We start from the raw sequence: 20,085 nt of genomic DNA, 5'->3' as shown, positions 1-20,085 counted from the left end.
ACGGATGCGTATGACTTTTGTCGCTTTCTTGGGAAGTCCTAACTGGCGAACGCGCCGAGGATCGCCCCGATGATCAGCGTCACGCCGAGCCAGTGGCCGGCATCGATGACGGTGAGCATGACCTTCCGTCCGGTGAACGCGTTATTGACCGCGATCGAGGTCAGGATGAAGCCCAACCAGATGAACGCACCAGAGATCAGACCGTTCCACACAGTGAGTGGTCCGGTGTGCGCTACATGCTTCATCAGACCGTAGAGCACATAGGCCATGATGAGCTCGGCGATGAGGGCGAGAACAAACGGGATCTGTGCGGAGATCTTGCCGACGTTGTCGGCCTGTTTCGCCTTGAATTCCTCCATGGTCGAGCCTTGGGCGGCGACCCAAGCTTTGCCGAGCGTGCCGTAATACATCGCCCCGAACAGCCACGCGCAGACGGCCGCACCAAGCATGATAAAGAAGTTCATGGTCGTTGGAAGCATCGACATGGCGTCCTCCTGCATTTGCGCATGGTGGGATTGAACATCGCGCAGGTCGATTAAAACACATAGATACTGAGTCGTCCCTGCGAAAGCAGGGACTGCAAGCGCAAAAGACCGCAAACGCAAGTCGCTCATGCGCGGCACGACGCATGGTCCCGGCGCTGCGCTTCGCTTGGCGGCGACGACTTATTGAATCAATTGTCGACAGCCGCCGCCCCTCGCGAGGGCGAGAACGGAGATTGAAGGACTTCGTTACCCGCGCAACGTCCAGACGGCCGTGCGCTTGATCTCGTTGTCTTCGAGCTCGCGCGTCACCGGCACGCTGTACTCCATGAGCTTCATCAGCCGGTCCTTTGGCAGGTAGCTGCGACCCGGATCGCCGATCAGGACGGTTGCGCCGCGCGTGGCCTGCCGCGACAGGAACGAGAGCGCTCGATCCGCCGTATCGCGTTCGTAAAAGATGTCACCGGCCAGAATCGTGTCCCAGCGCTGTGCAGCGTCGCTACCGAGCAGATCGGTGCCGAGACATGTCAATGCGACGTTGTTCGCCCGGGCGTTGAGTTTGACGGCGGCGAGCGCGAACGCGTCGATGTCGGCGGCAGTCGTTTCGCTTGCGCCGGCCTTCATCGCCGCGATCGCGACCAGCCCCGAGCCAGATGCGAGATCGAGCGTACGCCTGCCGGCAACGCTTTCCGCATGATCGAGCACGTAGCGGGCGAGCGCCTGTCCGCCTGCCCAGGCGAACGCCCAGAACGGCGGCGGCAATCCCTCTTCGCTGAGCTGCTCTTCTGTCTTCTGCCACAGCGGCACCGCTTCGTCGGCGAGATGCAGCGAGATTTCGCCAACGAGCGGCACCGGCCGCAAACGCGTGTTGGCCCGGATGAAATTTTGCGGATCCACCGTCGCCGTCATTGCGAGACATAGCCGTTCGAAGAACAGCGTCGCTTCGCTCGCCCATGGCGACGAAGCATCCAGTGCGACCGTTGCGGCAACCCCAGACTGGATTGCGTCGCGTCGCTCGCAATGACGAGGGTCCTCGCGGTGAGGGGCACTAAAGCCCGCCCAGCTTGCAGACGTACTTCCACTCGTCGACGGTCACCGGCTGCACCGACAGCCGCGAGAACTTGATCAGCGCCATGTCCGACAGTTTCTTGTCGGCCTTCACTTGCGCCAGCGTCACCGGCTTTTTCAGGGGCTCGACCGCCTTGACATCGACAACGACGAAAGTGCCGGCCTTGTCGGTTGGGTCAGGATAGTGCTCCTTCGTCACCTCGACGATGCCGACGATCTCCTTGCCCTCGTTGGAATGATAGAAGAAGGCGCGGTCGCCCTTCTTCATCTTTACCAGGTTGGCTTTCGCAGTGTGATTGCGGACGCCGGTCCAGGCCGTGCCCTTGGCACCTTCCTTGACCTGCTGGTCCCATGACCATGACCCGGGCTCCGACTTCACCAGCCAGTACGCCATGCCTTAAGCCTCCGCCTTGAACGGCCGCATCAGCAACATATCGATCGCGTCCTTCACGCTCAACTGTCCGCCCAGCACCGCGGTTACCGCTTCAGTGACGGGCATGTCGACGGCGCGCGCCTTCGCCATCTCGAGCAGCACCTGCGCCGTGAACGCGCCTTCCACCAGCCTGCCGCCTGTTGCGGCGCTCAGGGATTTGCCTTCGCCGAGCCCGATGCCGAACGACAGGTTGCGCGACTGCGGCGAGGAGCAGCTCAGGATCAGGTCGCCGAGCCCTGACAGGCCCGTGAGTGTCTCCGGTCGCGCACCGAACGCCTCCCCGAAGCGCATCAGTTCGGCAAAACCGCGCGTGGTCAGCGCCGCAAGCGCGGATGCACCAAGCTTGCGACCAATGACGATACCGGCCGCGATCGCGAACACGTTCTTAGCCGCACCGCCGATCTCGACGCCACGCACGTCGGTGGTGTGATACGGGCGAAAAGCCGGGGTGCCGAGCTTGTACGCGAGCGCCGCAGCGGCCGGTGCGTCTTTTGCCGCGATAGTGATCGCCGTCGGAAGCCCGCGCGCGATGTCCTGCGCGAAGCTCGGGCCCGACAGGATGGCGGCAACCGCGCGCGGGGCGGTCTCGCCGAGGATCTCGGTCATGAACTTGTGCGTGCCTCGCTCGATGCCCTTGGCGGTGGCGACCAGCGACGTGCCCGCTGCCAGGTGCGGTGCCATTTCATCGATCGCTTCGCGCAGGTTCTGCGCCGGAACAGCGATGAGGATCGTGCCTGCGGTGGCGGCCCGGGCAATGTCCGCGGTGAGGATCACGTCGTCATTGACGCGAATGCCCGGCAGCTTCGGGTTGAAGCGCGACGTCGCAATCCGCTCGGCCGCCGCTCCGTCACGTGCGTAGAGAATCACCGTACGCTCAGGATTGGCGACGGCGTTGGCAAGTGCCGTTCCCCATGCGCCTGCGCCAATTACTGCAATCGTCTTGTGCGCCGCCATCGTTGCCGCCCTTCAGGTGTTCGCGCGGGTGTTGGCGAATTGGGCGGGCACGCTCGCATGTTCATCGAGCTTCCAACGCGCGCGCGGTGCGGCGTCCATGGCGTCGCTCAAGCCGAGCGCCAGGCGTTCAGCGCCGGCCCAGGCGATCATCGCGCCGTTATCGGTGCAGAGCTCAGGCGGCGGCAGCATCAGCGCAGTACCGGCTTGCGTCGCCACCTGCTCCAGTGCTGCGCGGATCGCCCGGTTGGCGGCAACGCCGCCGGCGGCAACCAGCGCCGTCGGTGCTCCAAAACGTTCGCGGAATGATGCGAGGCCGACGCGTAGCCGGTCAGCGGTCGAGTCCAGCACCGCGGCCTGGAAGCCGGCGCACAGGTCGTTCACGTCTTGCGCACTTAAAGGCCGGTTGCGCTCGGCCTCCTGGCGCACAGCCGTCTTCAGGCCCGAAAGCGAGAAATTCGCGTCCGCTCGCCCGAGCATCGGCCGGGGGAATGCAAAGCGGCCGGCGTCGCCATTCGCAGCTGCTCGCTCCACCTGTGGCCCGCCCGGATAAGGCAGGCCGAGCAACTTGGCGACCTTGTCGAACGCCTCGCCGATCGCGTCGTCGACGGTGGTGCCGAGCCGTATATAGTCGCCGACGCCGAGCACGGCGACGATTTGCGTGTGCCCGCCCGACGCGAGGAACAGGCAGTAGGGAAAGTCGAGCGGGGCGATCAGGCGCGGCGTCAGTGCGTGCGCTTCCAGGTGGTTGATCGCCAAAAGCGGCGTATCGTGTACCAGCGCGATTGCCTTGGCAGTCGTGAGCCCGACGATCACACCGCCGATCAGGCCGGGACCTGCCGCGGCCGCGACGCCACCAAGTTGATTGTAGCGGATCTGCGCCTCCTGCATCGCGGCAGTGACGAGGCTGTCGAGCACGTCGACATGGGCGCGGGCGGCAATCTCCGGCACCACGCCGCCGAACGGCGCATGATCCTTGATCTGCGAATGCACGATATTGGACAGGATGCGGCCGGAACCGTCCTGCCGCCGCTCGATGACGGCGGCGGCGGTCTCGTCGCAGGTGGTCTCGATGCCCAGCACCAGCATTTGAAGCAATTCCGCGGAAACCAGATCCGATGAAACTGGCACTTGCCATCGCCGGCAAACCGGCGTTTCCCTGTGCCCGAACTGAGCCCGACGGGAGTGTCCGGCGTAGCATTGCGAGGTCCAAAGGTGCAATCGCCAACGGAGGCGTCTTCCGCAAGTTTAGCGGCCACGATCGGTACGCGCGGCAGTCCGCTGGCGTTGGCGCAGGCACACGAGGTGCGGCGGCGGCTGGCGGCGGCGCACGGCGTCACCGAGGACAGCTTCCCGATCCGGGAGATCAAGACCTCGGGCGATGCGATCCAGGACCGGCCGCTCTACGAGGCCGGAGGCAAGGGCCTGTTCACCAAGGAGATCGAGCAAGCCTTGCTTGCCGGCCGGATCGACCTGGCGGTGCATTCGGCCAAGGACGTGCCGACGTTTCTGCCCGACGGGCTGTCGCTGTCGTCGTGGCTGCCGCGCGAGGATCCACGGGACGTGTTCATCAGCTTCAAGGCAGGAAGCTTGAGCGAACTGCCGGCAGGCGCGAGCGTCGGTTCGTCCTCGCCGCGCCGTCGCGCGCTGATCGCGAAACTGCGTCCCGATCTCAAGCTCGTCAGCATCCGCGGCAATGTGGAAACGCGCCTGCGCAAGCTCGAGAATGGCGAGGCCGACGCAACGATCCTTGCGCTCGCCGGCTTGAAGCGCCTCGGCTTGCAGGACAAGGCGACGGCGATCCTCGATCCGCACGAGTTCCTGCCAGCGGCCGGGCAGGGCGCCATCGCAATCGAGACGAGGCGTGACGACGAACGCATCAACACGCTCGTGGCGGCGATCGACGACAAGGATACCGAAGCGGCGGTGGCGGCCGAGCGCGGTTTTCTGGCGCTGCTGGATGGGTCATGCCGGACGCCGATCGCCGCGCACGCGATCGTCGACGGCGAGCGGCTGCGCTTTCGTGGCCTGATCGTGTCGCCGGATGGCCGCGAAGCCTATGAGACCGCGCGCGAGGGCGTGCGCAGCGACGCCGCGATGCTCGGCGCGGATGCTGCGCGCGAACTGCGTGAGCGGGCGGGCGAAAAGTTCTTCACGATGTTCGCAGGCGCGTAGTGCTGGGCAGCGGCATCTGCATCCGGAGCGCGGCGCGCCGATGCTCGGAGGGATTTTGAGCCATGGCGGTCCTCGTCACCCGCCCTGCGCCTGACAATCAAGCCACCGCGGATGCGTTGCGCGCGCGAGGGCTTGAGCCGATGCTGGCACCGATGCTCACCTTCCAGCCGCTGCCGTTCCGCAGCGACAACGATGAGCGCTATTCGGGCGTGATTCTGACCAGCGCGAACGTGATTCGTGCCATCGTCGCGCATCCCCTACTGCAGCATCTGCAGACCCTGCCGGCTTTCGCTGTCGGCGCGCGCACCGCACAGGCCGCACGCGATGCCGGATTTCGGAAGGTTCGCTCGGCCGAAGGCGACGCTGCGGCCCTGCGCGAGTTGATCGTTGCGCATGGTCTGCCGCGCAAACGGGCCGCACTGCTTTACCTGGCGGCCGCCGATGTCAGCCGTGATCTGGTCTCCGAACTCGGCTTGCGCGGCGTCGAAGTTGCGTCGATTCCAGTCTATCGCATGGCGGAGCTGGACGAATTTGCCGAACCGGTCCGCACAGCTTTTGCGCACGACGCCATCGAAGCGGTATTGCACTATTCCCGGCGCAGCGCGACGGCCTTCGTCAAGGCGGTGCGCCGCGGGGGCCTCGAGGTCTCCGCTCTGGCCCTGCCGCAGCTCTGCCTGTCGGCACAGATCGCGGATGTTCTGCGCGATGCCGGGGCACATCGGCTGATCGTTGCCAGGGCGCCGAATGAAGCCGATCTGCTTGCCGCGCTGGAAGAGGTCTTGCGGCCGCGTCAGTAGCGCTGTAGCCCGCATGAGCGCAGCGACATGCGGGGACCTTGCCTGAAGGTAGAGTCCCGCATGGCGCTTCGCTTATGCGGGCTACAGCCGACAGAATCTGATACAGTCGCCATGGAATTGGAGCAGGTGTCGCATGTCGGATGAGCGCAAGGATGAGGCTTCCGCCGAAGAGGCGCCGAAGCGTGCGCCGCCAACCATTGATCTCGATGCGTCCGAGGTGTCCGGTGACACGCAAGGCGCAGGTACGTTCACGAAGCGTGCCGGCGATGGTCTCTCTGCCTTGAAATCGCGCGGCGCCGCCGTGCTGCCGGCGCTCCTGCCGTTGCTAAGCGGCGCCGTCGCCGCCTTGCTCGTGCTCGCCGCGCTTTGGGCCGGCGGACTGATCGCCCCAATGCAGATATCTCCGCCGTCGGTTTCGCCGGCACAATTCGGCAATGTCGCCGCCAGCGTCGGCGATCTCGGTGCGCGGCTCGCGCGGGTTGAAGCCATTGCAAATCGCCCGGCCGCATCTGCTGGCGATCCGGCGCGCATCGAGGCGCTCGAGACGTCGCTCGCGGCCGTGCGCGACGAGGTTGCGAAATTGAGCAACGAGCTTCGCGATCTGACCGCATCGCTCAACGAGGCGAAGTCGACGCCGCGTGACAGTGCGCCGACGATGGATCTTGCAGCTTTGAGTGAACGCTTGACGCGACTTGAGGATACGACGAAGGCGCTGTCGGTCGAGCTTGCAAAGCCGCGCGCCTCCGCAGCGGACGATGCGAGCCTGCGGCGCATCGTGGTGGCGAACGCGCTCGATGTCGCGGTTCGGAGCGGCGAACCATACGCTGCGGCGCTCGCCGTCGCCAAGCAGGTCGCGACGAATCCCGCTTCGCTGGCGCCGCTCGAAGCTCATGCGGCGACAGGAATCCCCTCCGAGGCCACGTATATGCGTGAGATCGTTGCGGTGTTGCAACGATTGGCAAACAGCGACGCTGCAAAGGCCAAACGAACCGAGCCGAGTGCGGCCGAAAGCTCGAGTGCGAGCGTGGGCGTGCTCGACCGTCTGCAGTCAGGCCTTGCGAAACTGGTGCGGATCGAGCGCAGCGATGGTGCGCCCGACACCAAGAGCAGCCCGCCTTCGCCCGCCGCGCAGGCACGGTCGGTGCGCCGGGACGACCTCGCCGCAGCTCGGCAGGACGTCGCAACGCTGCCGCAGGCAGGCGATCCGCAGATTCAGGCCTGGCTCAACGCAGTGGATGGACGGGAGGCGGCTCTCGCGGCAGCTCAGAAATTCGCTACCGATGCGCTGGCGGCATTCAGCAAATCCGGGCAATAGACCGCAATGATCCGGATCATCGTCTTCCTGGTGCTGGCTGGTGCGGCGGGGCTCGCGGCGGCCTGGATCGCCGATCAGCACGGCGACATCCAGCTTTTGTGGAGCGGCTGGCGGATTTCGACGACACTGCCGGTCGCGATCCTGGGCTTCGGCCTTGCGGTTGCGGCCGCCCTGCTGCTCTGGACCGTTGTCACGTTTTTGTCGCGCTTGCCGCGGCGGATGCGAATGGCCGCCCGCGCGCGCCGTGAAGCGCGCGGGCGTGATGCGATCAGCAAAGGTCTGATCGCCATCGGCGCGGGCGACCAGGAGGCGGCGCGCCGTCATGCCAATGTTGCCGAACGGCATGCCGCGCAGGATCCGCTGATGCTGATGCTTTCGGCGCAGGCGGCGCAGATGTCGGGCGATCGCGAGGGAGCGCGGCGTGCGTTCTATCGCATGGCCGAGCGGGCGGATACGCGGCTGTTGGGCCTGCGGGGTCTGTTCATCGAGGCGCAGCGTAACGACGATCCGGTGCAGGCCGTAGTCGCTGCGGAAGAGGCGTTGAAGGTTTCACCGCGGGCCGCCTGGGCTTCCCACGCAGTGCTCGGCTTTCATTGTGCCCGGGCCGACTGGTCCGGTGCGCTGTCGATCATCGAGCGCAACTACGCCTCGGGCGCTATCGACAAGGCGGAGTATCGCCGGCAGCGGGCGGTGCTGCTGACTGCGCGCGCGCTCGAGCTCGAAAGAAGTGACCGGGATGCATCCCGTGACAGCGTCATGGAGGCGGTCAAGCTCGCGCCGACCCTGATTCCGGCTGCAACGCTCACCGCCAAATATCTGAGCGAAAGCCAGCAGACCCGTCGGGCCATGCAGGTCATCGAAGCGGCTTGGCAGACGCAGCCGCATCCCGATCTCGCCGACGCCTACGCGCACGTGCGGCTCGGCGATTCGGCGCTGGAGCGGCTGCGGCGGATCGAGCGGCTTGCGGACAAGACGCCGGGCGATCCGGAAGGTGCGCTCGGCATCGCGCGGGTCGCGGCCGATGCGCGCGAGTTTGCCCGGGCGCGCGCGGCGTTGGCGCCGCTGATCGAACGGCCGACGCAGCGCGTCGCGCTGTTGATGGCGGAAATCGAGCGGGGTGAGCACGACGACGAGGGCGCTGCGCGGGCCTGGACGCTGCGCGCGGTTCGCGCCGCCCATGATCCGGCCTGGACCGCGGATGGCTACGTGTCCGATCACTGGCGGCCAGTATCGCCGGTTACTGGCCGCCTCGACGCTTTCCAGTGGATGGTGCCGGTGGCGGCGCTGCCGTCATCGCAAGCCGCCGCAGAGCTCGAGCATGCGATCGCGATCGCATCGACGCGACCTGCGCCACGGCCCGCTGTCGTGCCGGCCGCGGCGCCTGCTTCGGAAACTGCGATTGATGCGCAGTCGCCGGCCGAAGCCGGGCCCGCCCCCGCGACGCATGCGCCGTCGGCGGCCACCGAGGTGCCGGTTCCCGTGTTTCGTCCACGCCTTGTTCCGAACTCACCGCCGGCTGCAGCGCCTGCAATTCCCGCCGTGGTCCCGCTGACGCGTGCGCCGGACGATCCGGGGGTGGCCGACGACACCGTCGACAACGATGAATTCGCAGAGCGTCCTGCTTCTGCCCAGGCTGGCGGTTTCAAGGGATTTCTGGCGCGCTGGGTAGGGTAATCCGGACTTGAGGTGATCGGAACGCGCAAGTCGCCATGTTGGACGGCACTCGCAGCTTGCAAACCGGAGCCTCGCCGGATATCAGGACCCGTCCAAACCTCATTTGCCGCAATAGCTCAGCTGGTAGAGCACGTCATTCGTAATGACGGGGTCGGGGGTTCGAATCCCTCTTGCGGCACCACGCTTCGGTTACGCGCGGCGCAGCGGAAGCGCAAGGGCGGGAGAGACCGGCTTTGCTGTCTCCGGTTCAGACGGACGCAGCACCTGTCCCAGCCCTGGACGACTCCCTCCTGGCTTTTTCACGATCTCAGTTCTTCATCATCATACGTCTCTCGATTGCGACGCGGATTGTCGGCGCAGGCGTTCGTTTGCATTTGAGTCAATCGTATGCAGTTTGCCGCCGAGGAACGTCGATGCTGCGCGGTCGTTGATAAGCGTCTTAACGAATGGAAGATTGCAGGTCATGACCCGAATTCTTTTGGCTGCGTTGCTATCGGTAGTGTTCGGTACGATCGCCCATGCTGATCGTGCGCCCACGGCGGATGAGCGTGCGAAGATCGAGCAGGTCTTGCGCGGTCAGGGCTTCACGGCGTGGAAGAAGATTGAATTCGATGATGCGCGTGTCTGGGAAGTGGACGATGCGGTTGCCGCTGACGGCAAGAAATATGATCTGAAGCTCGACCAGAACCTTGCGATCATCAGGCGCGAGGCCGACTGAGGGACGAGCGCCGGAAAGCGAAGAACCGTAGCCCGGATGGAGCGAAGCGAAATCCGGGGCTGTCGGGCCAAGTATTCCCCCGGCTCATCCAGGCTACGCTTAAGGCTCGCGGCAATTAGGCGCAGAGTCGCCGGGGGAATATTTCCACCGCGACGATTCAATGGTTTGCGCCGCTACAGGACGGCGATCTTCTACGCCTAAAGTTGAAGACCGTTGCGTGTTTTCGTTCCGCCAAACGGGAGGAGCGGCTTGCTCGTGAGCCGTCTCGTCCAACCCGAACGATCATGCCACCCGCATCTGAGTGCGCGCGCAGCGCACATCATCCACTTCTTGCTTGCCAAATTCCCGGCCAAGCCGTTGACTTGTCGTCAACGACAAACAAGCCCGCGGCAAACAGCGGGGACCAAGAATTTCAATCGGGAGGATATTATGACCAAGCGTAGTGAGACGAGAACGACGCGCCGCCGTTTCCTGGCGGTGGCAGCGGCTGGCGGTGCGGCGATTGCGATGCCACAAGTCAGCCGGGCGCAGACGGCGACCCTGAAGATGCAGGGCTCGTGGGGCAAGGCCGACGTCTTCAACGAGATGGCTGAAGACTATGTGAAGCGCGTCAACGAGATGGCGGGCAACCGCTTGCGCATCGACTATCTGGTCGGCGGCGCGGTGGTGCATCCGTTCCAGGTGTTCGATGGCGTGCATGGCGGTCAGATCGACGCGGCACACACCGTGACGGTCTACTGGTACGGCAAGCACAAGGCGGCTTCGCTGTTCGGCACCGGACCCGTGTTCGGCTTCAACGCCAATGAGGGCCTGGGCTGGATCCACAATGGCGGCGGTCGCGAGCTGTTCGAAGAGCTGCAGAACCAGATCCTGAAGGTCAATATCAAGAGCTTCTTCGCGATGCCGATGCCGACCCAGCCGCTCGGCTGGTTCAAGAAGCCGATCACCAGCGATGCGGACCTGAAAGGCCTGAAATATCGCACGGTGGGGCTTGCGGCCGACCTGTTCCAGGCGATGGGTGCGTCCGTTGCGCAGCTTCCGGGTGGTGAAATCGTGCCGGCGATGGAGCGCGGCGTGATCGACGGCTTCGAATTCAACAACCCGACCTCGGACCGCCGCTTCGGCGCGCAGGACGTCGCCAAGAACTACATGCTCGGCAGCCACCATCAGGCGACCGAATACTTCGAGATCATGTTCAACAAGCCCAAGTTCGATGCGCTCCCCGCCGAGCACAAGGCGATCCTGCAGTATGCGGCGGAGGCCGTTTCATCGGCCAACGAGTGGAAGGGCATGGACTACTATTCGAAGGACCTGCAGGAGCTGATCACCAAGGACAAGGTCAACGTCGTGCGCACGCCGAAGTCGGTGTTCGATGCGCAGATCAAGGCCTGGGACGGCCTGATCGCCCAGCTCGGCTCCGATCCATTCATGAAGAAGGTGATGGATTCGCAGAAGGCCTGGGTGCGGCGCGTCGTCTATTACAACATGACCAACGCGACCGACTATCGCGGCGCCTTCGAGCATCACTTTCCGGGTGTGCTCAAGGTCTGACGGCTGGCTCTTTCACTTGAGACATCGACGTGGGCGTCGCGTTCGTTTCGGCGACGCCCACGCTGTGAACAGAGATTGGGGGATAAGCGCATGTGCGTCCGGCCGCGGGTGCAGCTCGCATGACCAAGTTTCTTTTTTTCATTGACGAACTCAGCACCTGGGTCGGCAAAGCGTTCGCCTGGCTGATCCTCATCCTCACGCTTGGAGTCAGCTACGAGGTGTTCGTGCGCTATGTGCTGCGCGCGCCGACCACCTGGGCGTTCGACATCAGCTACATCACCTATGGCGCGATGTTCCTGATGGCCGGCGCGTATACCCTCGCGCGCAACGGCCATGTCCGCGCTGACGTGGTCTATCGCCTGTGGGCGCCGCGCACCCAGGCGACGATCGATCTCGTGCTCTACATCCTATTCTTCCTGCCGGCGATCGCGGCGTTGATGTATTCGGGCTGGAATTACGCGAAGATGTCTGTGCAATTCCGCGAGGTCAGTATCTTCAGCCCTGCCGGCGTGCCGGTGTTTCCGCTGAAGGCGCTGATCCCCATCACAGGCTTCCTGCTGTTCCTGCAGGGGCTCGCCGAAGTCATCCGGTGCGTGCTGTGCATCCGCAGCGGTCAGTGGCCGCGCCGGCTGCACGACGTCGAGGAAACCGAGAGCGTCGTCATCCGCGAGCATCAGCATCAGCAGGAACTCGCCGCAGTGGCGCAATCCAATAAAGGAACAGAGGCATGACCGACCCACAAATCGGCATGTTGATGCTGTTCCTTTTCATCTTCATCATCATGCTCGGCTTCCCAATCGCTTTCACGCTGATGGCGATGGGCGTTTCGTTCGGCTACTACGCCTACTACACGGCCGGCCAGGATTTCTTCCAGAACCGCGTCTTCACGCTGTTGGTGCAGAAAACGTTCGAGGTCACGTCCAGCGACGTGCTGGTGGCGGTGCCGCTATTCCTGTTCATGGGATACCTGGTCGAGCGCGCCAACATCCTCGATCGCCTGTTCCATTCGTTGCAGCTGTCAATGAAGAACGTGCCAGGGGCGCTTGCGGTCGCGACGCTGATCACCTGTGCAATGTTTGCGACCGCCACCGGCATCGTCGGCGCTGTCGTCACGCTGATGGGCCTGCTGGCGCTGCCGGCGATGCTTCGCGCGGGTTACGATACGAAGCTGTCGGCAGGCGTCGTCTGCGCCGGTGGCTGTCTTGGCATTCTCATTCCGCCAAGCATTCTGTTGATCGTCTATGCGGCGACGGCCGGCGTTTCCGCAGTGAAGCTCTACGCCGCGGCGTTCTTTCCGGGCTTTCTGCTCGCAGGCCTCTACGTTGCCTATGCGATGACGCGTGCGGTCATCAATCCGTCGCTTGCGCCGAAGCTGCCGCCGGAACAGACCAACGTGCCGCTGACCACCGTCATCTGGGCGCTCGTGACGTCGTTCCTGCCGCTTGCGCTGTTGATCGTGGCGGTGCTCGGCGCGATCCTGTTCGGGCTTGCGACCCCGTCTGAGGCCGCCGCCGTCGGCGCGCTCATGAGCATCGTGCTGGCGGCGGCCTACCGTTCGCTCAACTTCGAGATGATGCGAGAGTCGGTGTACCTGACGGTGCGCGCCACAGCGATGGTCTGTTACCTGTTCATCGGCTCGTGGACCTTTTCGGCGGTGTTCGCATTGCTGGGCGGACAGTCGGTGGTGGAGCAGTTCTTCACCTCGATGAACCTCACCCCGATCCAGTTCCTCCTGCTGACCCAGCTCATTATCTTTCTGCTCGGCTGGCCTCTGGAATGGACCGAGATCATCATCATCTTCGTGCCGATCTTCCTGCCGCTGCTTCCGAACTACGGCGTCGATCCGATCTTCTTCGGTATCCTGGTCGCACTGAACACGCAGACCGCGTTCAACACGCCACCGGTTGCCATGGCTGCTTTCTATCTGAAAGGCGTCGCGCCACCGCAGGTCAAGCTCACCGATATCTTCTCCGGCGCGCTACCGTTCGTCGGCCTGGTGTTCTTCACCATGGCATTGGTTTACATCTTTCCCGGCATCGCGCTGTGGCTGCCGGGCTACCTGTACGGGCCGCGATGAGCGAGCGTCTTGCGCTTGAGAGGTGCCCATGAGCCTTTGCACGCTCAGCCTCACTGAAGCGGCCGCCGGCATTCGCGACGGCCGCCTGACCTCGGCCGAACTCGTCGGCGATTGCCTCAAGCGCGTCGACGAAGCCGATCGCGATATTGAGGCGTGGGCGTTCCTTGATCGTGAGCATGCCCTGCGGCAGGCCCAGGCGGCCGACGATCACCGCAGCCAGGGCAAGTCGCTTGGTCCGCTGCACGGCGTACCGGTGGCGATCAAGGACATCTTCGACACGCGCGACATGCCCACCGAGTTCGGTTCGAAGCTCTGGGCAGGCCGGACGCCGCGGCACGACGCGGCTGCGGTGGCGCAGTTGCGCGCGGCAGGCGCTGTGATCCTCGGCAAGACCGTGACGACCGAATACGCCTATTTCAACCCGGGCAAGACCAGAAATCCGCACAACCGCGATCATACGCCGGGCGGCTCGTCCTCAGGCTCGGCCGCGGCAGTCGCGGCGCTGATGGTCCCGGGAGCGATCGGCTCACAGACCAACGGTTCGGTGATTCGCCCGGCGGCGTTCTGCGGCGTGGTAGGATTCAAGCCGACGCATGGGCTGATCCCGCGTAGCGGCGCGTTGTTGCTGTCGCGGGCACTCGACCATGTCGGCGTGTTCGCCCGCAGCGTTGCGGATGCGGCGCTGCTGGCCGAAATGCTGGCCGGTTTCGACGAAGAAGATCCGGACACGCGACCGCTTGCCAGGCAGCCCTTCGCCGATGTGGCCGCAAGCGAACCGCCGTTGCCGCCGCGCTTCGCCTTCATCCGCACGCCCGCGTGGACATACGCCGAACAGGTGACGGCCGAGGCGTTCGCCGAGCTGATCGGGGTGCTCGGCGAGCACGTGTCCGAAGTCGAAATCGGCCAAGGCTTTGACCGCGCCATCGAGATGCATCGCACCATTATGGAAGTGGAGATGGCGCACAACCTGCATCGCGATTTCGAGCAGGGCGGCGATGCGTTGAGCCCGGTGCTGCGCGCGCTGATCGAACGCGGCCGGAAAGTCCCAGCCGTCGAATATACGCGTGCTCTTGCGGGTAGCGCGTCACTGAACCAGGCGCTTGATGGCGTGTTCGACGAATATGATGCGATCCTGACGCCCGCTGCGCCAGGGCCGGCACCGCGCGGGCTGGACTCTACGGGCAACCCGGCGTTCTGTACGCTATGGACCTATCTCGGCACGCCGGCCGTGACCCTACCGCTGCTTAGCTCCGAGGAGGGATTGCCGATGGGCGTGCAGCTCGTCGGTCGCCGGGGCAATGATGCGCGGCTGTTGCGCACGGCGAGCTGGCTTGTCGGACATCTCGCACGCGGCAAGCGCGGCCGCAGTGGTGCGGCTGCACCTGCCCCCGCACGAAGGTGAGGAGTAGCGGATGACAAATCTGGTCACCGGAATCATCGGCATCGCCGGTGTGTTTGCATTTCTTGGGCTTCTGCTCTGGTGGATCAAGGCGCTGCCGCTGATCCTCATCTGCGTGCTGGTGATGCTGCTGTTGGTGTACGATTTCTGGAAGTCGCTGCGCGAGGCCAATGGGAACGGCGCCTAGCTCGTCCGGGCTACGTTCCTTCCGAATCCCATCTCGACATCGTCCCGATCGCGCGTATGCTAGTCGCATGAGCGGACACGACCACGATCACGAGCATTCCGAACTGTCGGAAACCGAGTTGCGCGTGCGCGCGCTCGAAACCGTGCTCACGGAGAAGGGCTATGTCGATCCGGCTGCGCTCGATCTTCTGATCGAAACCTACGAGAAGAAGGTCGGCCCGCGCAACGGCGCGCGCGTGGTCGCCCGCGCCTGGACCGATCCCGAATACCGCAAGCGCCTGCTTGCCGACGCAACGCCTGCGATTGCCGAGCTGAACTATGCCGGGCGTCAGGGCGAGCACATTATCGCGTTGGAGAATACGCCGAAAACCCACAACATGGTCGTGTGCACGCTTTGCTCCTGTTATCCGTGGCCAGTGCTCGGCTTGCCGCCGGTGTGGTACAAGTCAGCGCCCTATCGGTCGCGCGCGGTGTCTGATCCGCGCGGCGTGCTGCGTGACTTCGGTGTCGAGCTTTCACCAGACACGGACATTCGCATCTGGGATTCAACGGCCGAGATCCGCTACTTCGTGTTGCCGATGCGCCCGGCGGGCACCGACGGTTGGAGCGAAGAGCGGCTCGCTGACCTCGTGACGCGCGACAGCATGATCGGTAGCGGTCTGCCGAAGCATCCGAACGAGTTGGGTTGAAATGGACGGCGCACAGGACATGGGCGGCGTGGAGGGGTTCGGCCCGGTACAGCCCGAGCCGAACGAACCGGTCTTCCATGCCGCGTGGGAGCGCAGGGCGTTCGCACTGACGCTGGCGATGTCGCGGCCGGGCGGCTGGAACATCGACATGTCACGCTTTGCGCGCGAGAACCGCCCGCATGCCGACTATCTGAGCAAAAGCTACTACCAGCTCTGGCTTGCGGGCCTGGAACGCCTGATGATCGAGCGTGATCTGGTCTCGGAAGACGAGATCGCGTCAGGTCGTGTGTTGACGGTGGCGAAGGCGGGCCTGAAGACACTGAGCCGCGATGACGTGATGGCGATGCTGCATCGTGGCGGACCGACGGAGCGCGATCCGACCGCGCCGGCACGATTTGCGATCGGCGATCAGGTACGTATGAAGACCATCAACCCGCCGACTCACACGCGGCTGCCGCGCTATGTACGCGGCCGCGTCGGTACGATCGAGCTTCTGCACGGCTGCCACGTCTTTCCGGATACCAACTCGCTCGGACAGGGCGAAAAGCCGCAATGGCTCTACACCGTGTCTTTCGCAGGCACTGAGCTGTGGGGTGCGGACGCCGACCCGACCATGAAGGTGTCGGTGGACGCGTGGGAATCATATTTGGAATCTCCGTCGGAGCGCGCCTGATGCCGCTCGATCCGCGCGCTGCGATGCATGCCGCGATCGCCGTGCCTGGTGTTCCGCGCGACGCTGACGGTCCGGTCTTCCGCGAACCGTGGGAGGCGCAGGCGTTCGCGATGGCGCTGGCGCTACACCAGAAAGGCCTGTTCACGTGGCAGGAATGGGCGGCGGCGCTGGCGAGGGAGATCAAGCGCGCGCAGGCTGCCGGCGACCCCGATACTGGCGAGACCTACTACAAGCATTGGCTGGCGACGCTTGAGAACTTGGTTGCCGAAAAGAACGTCGCTTCGCGCGAGACGCTGCATCGCTATCGCGACGCTTGGGACCACGCTGCCGACCGCACCCCGCACGGCTCGCCCATCGAGCTGAGGTCGGAGGATTTCGGCTAGGCGTCATTGATGGAGCATTGCCGGGCCGGCACGAGATTGCTGCCGGTCGCATAGGTCTCCCGCAACAAAGCTCTATCCATCGTCGTGCTGCCCGGTATCATTCCCGTCAAGCCTGACCGCTCGTGCAGGCATCAAATATTGGGGAATTGAGGAGAACGCGCCATGAAGTTCACTTGGTTCAACCTGATGCCGTGGCCGTATCTGCCGGATGACTTCCGGGAGAAGAACCGCTCGGTGTGGGTGGATATCGATCAGGCGCTGTTCGATCCCGAGAAGAGCCACGAAGTCTACAACACCTACATGGACCTGCTGGAATACGCCGGCACCGTCGGTTTCGATGGTATCGGCGTCAACGAGCACCACCAGAACGGTTATGGCATCATGCCGTCGCCGAACATCATCTCTGCGGGCCTTGCGCGACGCACCAAGGACGTGGCGCTGGTCGTGCTCGGCAACTCGATTGCGCTTTACAATCCACCGGTGCGAGTCGCGGAAGAATTCGCGATGCTCGACTGCATCTCAGGCGGGCGCCTGGTCGCGGGCTTTCCCGTCGGCACGTCGATGGACACCAACTACTGCTACGGTCAGATCCCGTCACTCACGCGAGAAAAATATCAGGAGGCGCACGACCTGATCATCAAGGCGTGGACAGAGCGCAAACCGTTCGCCTTCAACGGCCGCTACACGAAGTTGCGCTACGTCAATATCTGGCCGCGCCCGATCCAGCAGCCGCATCCGCCGGTGCATATTCCGGGCGGCGGCTCAGTCGAGACGTACGACTTCTGCATCGACAACACCTATTCGTATTCCTACCTCTCGTTCTCCGGCTACATCCGCGCGCAGGCGCTGATGAAGGGCTACTGGGACCGTGTCACCGCACGCAATGCCTCCGACACTTCGCCGTACCGCGCAGGGTTTGCGCAGACGATCTGCGTCGCCGAGAGCGACGAGGAGGCCGAGCGGCTCTATGCGGAGCACGTTTTGTATTTCTACAACCGCTGCCTGCACGTCTATGCGGGCTTCGCCGACGCCCCGGGCTACCGTACCATCAAGACCATCCAGACCGGTGCGTTGTCGCAGTACGCGCCGCCGCGCGCAGGCTATGCGAAGCTGACGTGGAAGGACTTGATCGAGGGCGGTCACGTCATCGCGGGTTCGCCGGAAACGGTGCGCCAGCGAATGGAGGATCTCATCACGTCGCTGCACGTCGGCAACATCTTCTGCCTGATGCATGTCGGCAACATGCCGAAGGAAAAGTGCATGTACTCGACGAAACTGTTTGCCGAGAAAGTACTACCGAAACTGCGCAACATGTTCCCCGACTTTGCGGATGACGATCGCTTCTGGTGCAAGCCGATGAAGCAGCGCGTCGCAGCCGGCAGATTGCCGTCCGAGCTCGATGCGGCAGACGCCGTTTCGCGCGTGCTGGCGTAGGCGAGGGCGAACGATCATGGAACTGAAGACGATCAAGACCCATTACACGCCGGTGCGCTACTTCGAAGGTGGTCGAGGTCAGCCGCTGGTGTTCCTGCACGGTGCAGGCGGGCTTGCGGCAGACGACGCTTTTCTTGCCAAGCTCTCGGAAAGCTTTCACGTCTATGCGCCGCTGATCCCCGGCTACGGGGATAGTGACGAGTGTCACGAGATCCGCGACATGCTGGATTTCACGCTGCACACGTGGGACGTGGTCAATGCGCTCGGCCTGAAGGATCCCGTTCTTGTCGGTCATTCGATGGGTGGCATGATCGCAGCCGAGATGGCCGCGGTATGCCCGAACGACGTTTCGCGCCTTGGCCTGATTGCGCCGGCAGGCATCTGGCTCGACGATCATCCGGTCGCGGACATTTTCACCAAACTGCCTTACGAGATGCCGGCGCTGCTGTACCACGACGAAGAAGTCGGAAAGGCGCGGCTGACGACAGGGCTTGCACTGGACGACCCGAAGTTTCTGCAAGGATTTCTGGTGACGAACGCGCGGCAGCTCGGCATGGCCGGTCGTCTGTTGTTTCCGATTCCTGAACGCGGATTGTCGGAACGCCTCTACCGCGTAAAGGCAAAGACGATCCTCATCTGGGGCGACAGCGACAAGGTGGTGTCGCCTGTCTATGCGCACGAATTCAAGCGGCTGATCAATGGCGCTCAGCTCGTGTCGATCCCGGAAGCCGGCCACATGGTGCTGCTGGAAAAGCCGCGCGAGACCATCGCGGCGATCCAGCGGCTGGCGTGAACTCAACCACGTAACGACACGGCTTTGCTGCGTCGCGAAGGCGGCTGCGGTGTTTTGAACGATTGACGGCGCCGCCGGTCTCGGAACGATAGCAAGTTCAAGAGCTTGTCTATCGTCAAGGCAACTATCCGAGGCGAGGAATGCAACTGCAGATGAGAATGGACGCCGCGGCGAACGCTGTGGCGGCGTCCGCGACCTGCCCCGTCAACTCGCACAACGAGTGGGACCCGCTGGAGGAAATCATCGTCGGCCGACTGGAAGGTGCAACGATCCCATCCAGCCATCCGGTGGTCACCTGCAACATTCCGGGCCTTGCCGCGCGCGCGCAGTCGCTCGTCGCCGGCTTCCGCTATCCTGCCTTCATGATTGAGCCTGCGCAGCGCGAGCTCGATGGCTTCATTGCGCTGTTGCAGTCGCTCGGCGTCACGGTGCGCCGGCCCGATCCCGTCGACTACCGGAGGAAGTTCGGTGCGCCGGGCTGGACGTCACACGGCTTTTGCAACTCGTGCCCCCGCGACAGCATGCTGGTGATTGGCGACGAGATCATTGAGACGCCGATGGCATGGCCGTGCCGATACTTCGAGACGCACTCCTACCGCACGATCCTGAAGGAGTACTTCCAGAAGGGAGCGCGCTGGACATCGGCGCCAAAGCCGCAACTGACCGACGAATTGTTCGATCCTGATTTCCGCCTGCCCGAAAAGGGCGAGCCCATCAGCTATATCCTCACTGAGTTTGAGCCCGTGTTCGACGCAGCCGACTTTTTCCGCTGCGGCCGTGACATCTTCGTCACCCGCAGCAATGTGACAAACCTGATGGGCATCGCCTGGCTGCGGCGTCATCTCGGCGAAGGCTACCGCGTCCATGAGATCGAAAGCCGGTGCCCCAATCCAATGCACATCGACACGACGATCCTGCCGCTCGGGCCAGGCAAGCTGCTCGTCAATCCGGAGTACATCGACGTTGCACGGTTGCCGCCAATTCTAAAGACGTGGGACATTCTGATTGCGCCGGAGCCGGATCCCATCGACAGCCGGCTGCTGAAGGTCACGTCAATGTGCGGCAAGTGGCTCAGCATGAACATCCTGATGATCGACGAGACGCGTGTGATCGTCGATCCGCATCACAAGCGCATGATGGCCGCGCTGAAGGCTTGGGGTCTTGAGCCCATTCCGTGTGAGTTTCTGCACTACGCCGCGTTCGGAGGCGCGTTCCACTGTGCAACGCTGGACATTCGTCGCCGCGGCACACTGCAAAGCTACTTTTGAAGACCGTTCTCGCGAAAAG

General features: G+C 63.8%; 21 protein-coding genes and 1 tRNA gene. 17 read left to right on the top strand and 5 right to left on the bottom strand.

The features are described 5' to 3' along the window. Positions 1-38: 38 nt before the first annotated feature. The 5 genes from RCO31_RS18340 to tsaD form a co-directional block, all read right to left on the bottom strand. The gene (locus RCO31_RS18340; RefSeq protein WP_308969872.1) at positions 39-485 is read right to left on the bottom strand and encodes a DUF1761 domain-containing protein; all 447 of its coding nucleotides are present in this window, start codon (positions 483-485) and stop codon (positions 39-41) included. A 246-nt stretch (positions 486-731) separates the two neighbouring features. After that, positions 732-1,391, bottom strand: coding sequence for a methyltransferase (locus RCO31_RS18335; protein ID WP_308969871.1), 660 nt, complete (start codon positions 1,389-1,391; stop codon positions 732-734). 139 nt (positions 1,392-1,530) lie between these two features. Next, complete coding sequence (locus RCO31_RS18330; RefSeq protein ID WP_308969870.1) at positions 1,531-1,944, bottom strand: EVE domain-containing protein; 414 nt, start codon at positions 1,942-1,944, stop codon at positions 1,531-1,533. A 3-nt stretch (positions 1,945-1,947) separates the two neighbouring features. Next, a complete protein-coding gene (locus RCO31_RS18325) occupies positions 1,948-2,937 on the bottom strand; it encodes an NAD(P)H-dependent glycerol-3-phosphate dehydrogenase (RefSeq protein ID WP_308969869.1) in 990 nt (329 codons plus the stop codon). A 12-nt stretch (positions 2,938-2,949) separates the two neighbouring features. Beyond that, entirely contained in the window at positions 2,950-4,023 is a 1,074-nt protein-coding gene (tsaD, locus tag RCO31_RS18320) for a tRNA (adenosine(37)-N6)-threonylcarbamoyltransferase complex transferase subunit TsaD (protein WP_308969868.1), read from the bottom strand. A gap of 126 nt (positions 4,024-4,149) precedes the next feature. Here tsaD and hemC point away from each other — a divergent pair, with 126 nt between their 5' ends. The 17 genes from hemC (at position 4,150) to RCO31_RS18235 (ending at position 20,066) form a co-directional block, all read left to right on the top strand. Then, entirely contained in the window at positions 4,150-5,109 is a 960-nt protein-coding gene (hemC, locus tag RCO31_RS18315; protein WP_308969867.1) for a hydroxymethylbilane synthase, read from the top strand. Between the two features lie 62 nt (positions 5,110-5,171). Then, positions 5,172-5,906, top strand: a complete 735-nt coding sequence (locus RCO31_RS18310; RefSeq protein WP_308969866.1) for a uroporphyrinogen-III synthase — start codon at positions 5,172-5,174, stop codon at positions 5,904-5,906. Between the two features lie 133 nt (positions 5,907-6,039). Continuing rightward, complete coding sequence (locus RCO31_RS18305; protein WP_308969865.1) at positions 6,040-7,221, top strand: hypothetical protein; 1,182 nt, start codon at positions 6,040-6,042, stop codon at positions 7,219-7,221. A gap of 6 nt (positions 7,222-7,227) precedes the next feature. Further along, a complete protein-coding gene (locus tag RCO31_RS18300; RefSeq protein WP_308969864.1) occupies positions 7,228-8,895 on the top strand; it encodes a heme biosynthesis HemY N-terminal domain-containing protein in 1,668 nt (555 codons plus the stop codon). Between the two features lie 105 nt (positions 8,896-9,000). Further along, positions 9,001-9,076, top strand: a tRNA-Thr gene (locus tag RCO31_RS18295). 282 nt (positions 9,077-9,358) lie between these two features. Further along, positions 9,359-9,613 carry a PepSY domain-containing protein gene (locus RCO31_RS18290; RefSeq protein ID WP_308969863.1) on the top strand — a complete coding sequence of 85 codons (255 nt, stop codon included), beginning with the start codon at positions 9,359-9,361 and terminating at the stop codon, positions 9,611-9,613. Positions 9,614-10,042: 429 nt separating this feature from the next. Continuing rightward, on the top strand, positions 10,043-11,164 hold the full coding sequence (locus tag RCO31_RS18285) for a TRAP transporter substrate-binding protein (RefSeq protein WP_308969862.1): 1,122 nt from the start codon (positions 10,043-10,045) through the stop codon (positions 11,162-11,164). A gap of 119 nt (positions 11,165-11,283) precedes the next feature. Further along, positions 11,284-11,895: a TRAP transporter small permease subunit gene (locus RCO31_RS18280; RefSeq protein ID WP_308969861.1), complete on the top strand. Its 612-nt coding sequence runs from the start codon at positions 11,284-11,286 to the stop codon at positions 11,893-11,895. Beyond that, positions 11,892-13,241: a TRAP transporter large permease subunit gene (locus RCO31_RS18275; protein ID WP_308969860.1), complete on the top strand. Its 1,350-nt coding sequence runs from the start codon at positions 11,892-11,894 to the stop codon at positions 13,239-13,241. The genes RCO31_RS18280 and RCO31_RS18275 overlap by 4 nt, the downstream gene beginning before the upstream one ends. A 28-nt stretch (positions 13,242-13,269) precedes the next feature. Continuing rightward, positions 13,270-14,643, top strand: a complete 1,374-nt coding sequence (locus RCO31_RS18270) for an amidase (protein ID WP_308969859.1) — start codon at positions 13,270-13,272, stop codon at positions 14,641-14,643. Positions 14,644-14,653: 10 nt separating this feature from the next. Beyond that, positions 14,654-14,827, top strand: coding sequence for a hypothetical protein (locus tag RCO31_RS18265; protein ID WP_308969858.1), 174 nt, complete (start codon positions 14,654-14,656; stop codon positions 14,825-14,827). A 67-nt stretch (positions 14,828-14,894) separates the two neighbouring features. Beyond that, positions 14,895-15,515, top strand: coding sequence for a nitrile hydratase subunit alpha (gene nthA, locus RCO31_RS18260; RefSeq protein ID WP_308969857.1), 621 nt, complete (start codon positions 14,895-14,897; stop codon positions 15,513-15,515). Position 15,516: 1 nt separating this feature from the next. Continuing rightward, positions 15,517-16,188 (top strand): nitrile hydratase subunit beta, encoded by a 672-nt coding sequence (gene nthB, locus RCO31_RS18255; protein WP_308969856.1) that lies wholly within the window; start codon positions 15,517-15,519, stop codon positions 16,186-16,188. Beyond that, complete coding sequence (locus RCO31_RS18250) at positions 16,188-16,571, top strand: nitrile hydratase accessory protein (protein ID WP_308969855.1); 384 nt, start codon at positions 16,188-16,190, stop codon at positions 16,569-16,571. The genes nthB and RCO31_RS18250 overlap by 1 nt, the downstream gene beginning before the upstream one ends. Before the next feature lie 162 nt (positions 16,572-16,733). Beyond that, on the top strand, positions 16,734-18,005 hold the full coding sequence (locus tag RCO31_RS18245) for an LLM class flavin-dependent oxidoreductase (RefSeq protein WP_308969854.1): 1,272 nt from the start codon (positions 16,734-16,736) through the stop codon (positions 18,003-18,005). Between the two features lie 16 nt (positions 18,006-18,021). Then, entirely contained in the window at positions 18,022-18,798 is a 777-nt protein-coding gene (locus RCO31_RS18240; RefSeq protein ID WP_308969853.1) for an alpha/beta hydrolase, read from the top strand. A gap of 152 nt (positions 18,799-18,950) precedes the next feature. Continuing rightward, positions 18,951-20,066: an amidinotransferase gene (locus RCO31_RS18235; protein ID WP_308969852.1), complete on the top strand. Its 1,116-nt coding sequence runs from the start codon at positions 18,951-18,953 to the stop codon at positions 20,064-20,066. Positions 20,067-20,085 lie beyond the last annotated feature (19 nt).

Origin of the sequence: Bradyrhizobium sp. LHD-71, assembly GCF_031157255.1 — a bacterium.
Taxonomy (GTDB): domain Bacteria; phylum Pseudomonadota; class Alphaproteobacteria; order Rhizobiales; family Xanthobacteraceae; genus P52-10.
The sequence above is the reverse complement of the archived record's forward strand: the minus strand, read 5'-3'. Positions and strand labels throughout refer to the sequence as shown.

Coding starts and splice junctions, on each gene's coding strand:
- nthB (WP_308969856.1), top strand. CDS start 15,517: ATGGACGGCGCACAGGACATGGGCGGCGTGGAGGGGTTCGGCCCGGTA.
- RCO31_RS18265 (WP_308969858.1), top strand. CDS start 14,654: ATGACAAATCTGGTCACCGGAATCATCGGCATCGCCGGTGTGTTTGCA.
- RCO31_RS18240 (WP_308969853.1), top strand. CDS start 18,022: ATGGAACTGAAGACGATCAAGACCCATTACACGCCGGTGCGCTACTTC.
- RCO31_RS18275 (WP_308969860.1), top strand. CDS start 11,892: ATGACCGACCCACAAATCGGCATGTTGATGCTGTTCCTTTTCATCTTC.
- RCO31_RS18330 (WP_308969870.1), bottom strand. CDS start 1,944: ATGGCGTACTGGCTGGTGAAGTCGGAGCCCGGGTCATGGTCATGGGAC.
- RCO31_RS18250 (WP_308969855.1), top strand. CDS start 16,188: ATGCCGCTCGATCCGCGCGCTGCGATGCATGCCGCGATCGCCGTGCCT.
- RCO31_RS18340 (WP_308969872.1), bottom strand. CDS start 485: ATGTCGATGCTTCCAACGACCATGAACTTCTTTATCATGCTTGGTGCG.
- RCO31_RS18310 (WP_308969866.1), top strand. CDS start 5,172: ATGGCGGTCCTCGTCACCCGCCCTGCGCCTGACAATCAAGCCACCGCG.
- nthA (WP_308969857.1), top strand. CDS start 14,895: ATGAGCGGACACGACCACGATCACGAGCATTCCGAACTGTCGGAAACC.
- RCO31_RS18290 (WP_308969863.1), top strand. CDS start 9,359: ATGACCCGAATTCTTTTGGCTGCGTTGCTATCGGTAGTGTTCGGTACG.
- RCO31_RS18280 (WP_308969861.1), top strand. CDS start 11,284: ATGACCAAGTTTCTTTTTTTCATTGACGAACTCAGCACCTGGGTCGGC.
- RCO31_RS18235 (WP_308969852.1), top strand. CDS start 18,951: ATGAGAATGGACGCCGCGGCGAACGCTGTGGCGGCGTCCGCGACCTGC.
- RCO31_RS18325 (WP_308969869.1), bottom strand. CDS start 2,937: ATGGCGGCGCACAAGACGATTGCAGTAATTGGCGCAGGCGCATGGGGA.
- RCO31_RS18300 (WP_308969864.1), top strand. CDS start 7,228: ATGATCCGGATCATCGTCTTCCTGGTGCTGGCTGGTGCGGCGGGGCTC.
- RCO31_RS18305 (WP_308969865.1), top strand. CDS start 6,040: ATGTCGGATGAGCGCAAGGATGAGGCTTCCGCCGAAGAGGCGCCGAAG.
- RCO31_RS18285 (WP_308969862.1), top strand. CDS start 10,043: ATGACCAAGCGTAGTGAGACGAGAACGACGCGCCGCCGTTTCCTGGCG.
- tsaD (WP_308969868.1), bottom strand. CDS start 4,023: ATGCTGGTGCTGGGCATCGAGACCACCTGCGACGAGACCGCCGCCGCC.
- RCO31_RS18245 (WP_308969854.1), top strand. CDS start 16,734: ATGAAGTTCACTTGGTTCAACCTGATGCCGTGGCCGTATCTGCCGGAT.
- RCO31_RS18335 (WP_308969871.1), bottom strand. CDS start 1,391: ATGACGGCGACGGTGGATCCGCAAAATTTCATCCGGGCCAACACGCGT.
- RCO31_RS18270 (WP_308969859.1), top strand. CDS start 13,270: ATGAGCCTTTGCACGCTCAGCCTCACTGAAGCGGCCGCCGGCATTCGC.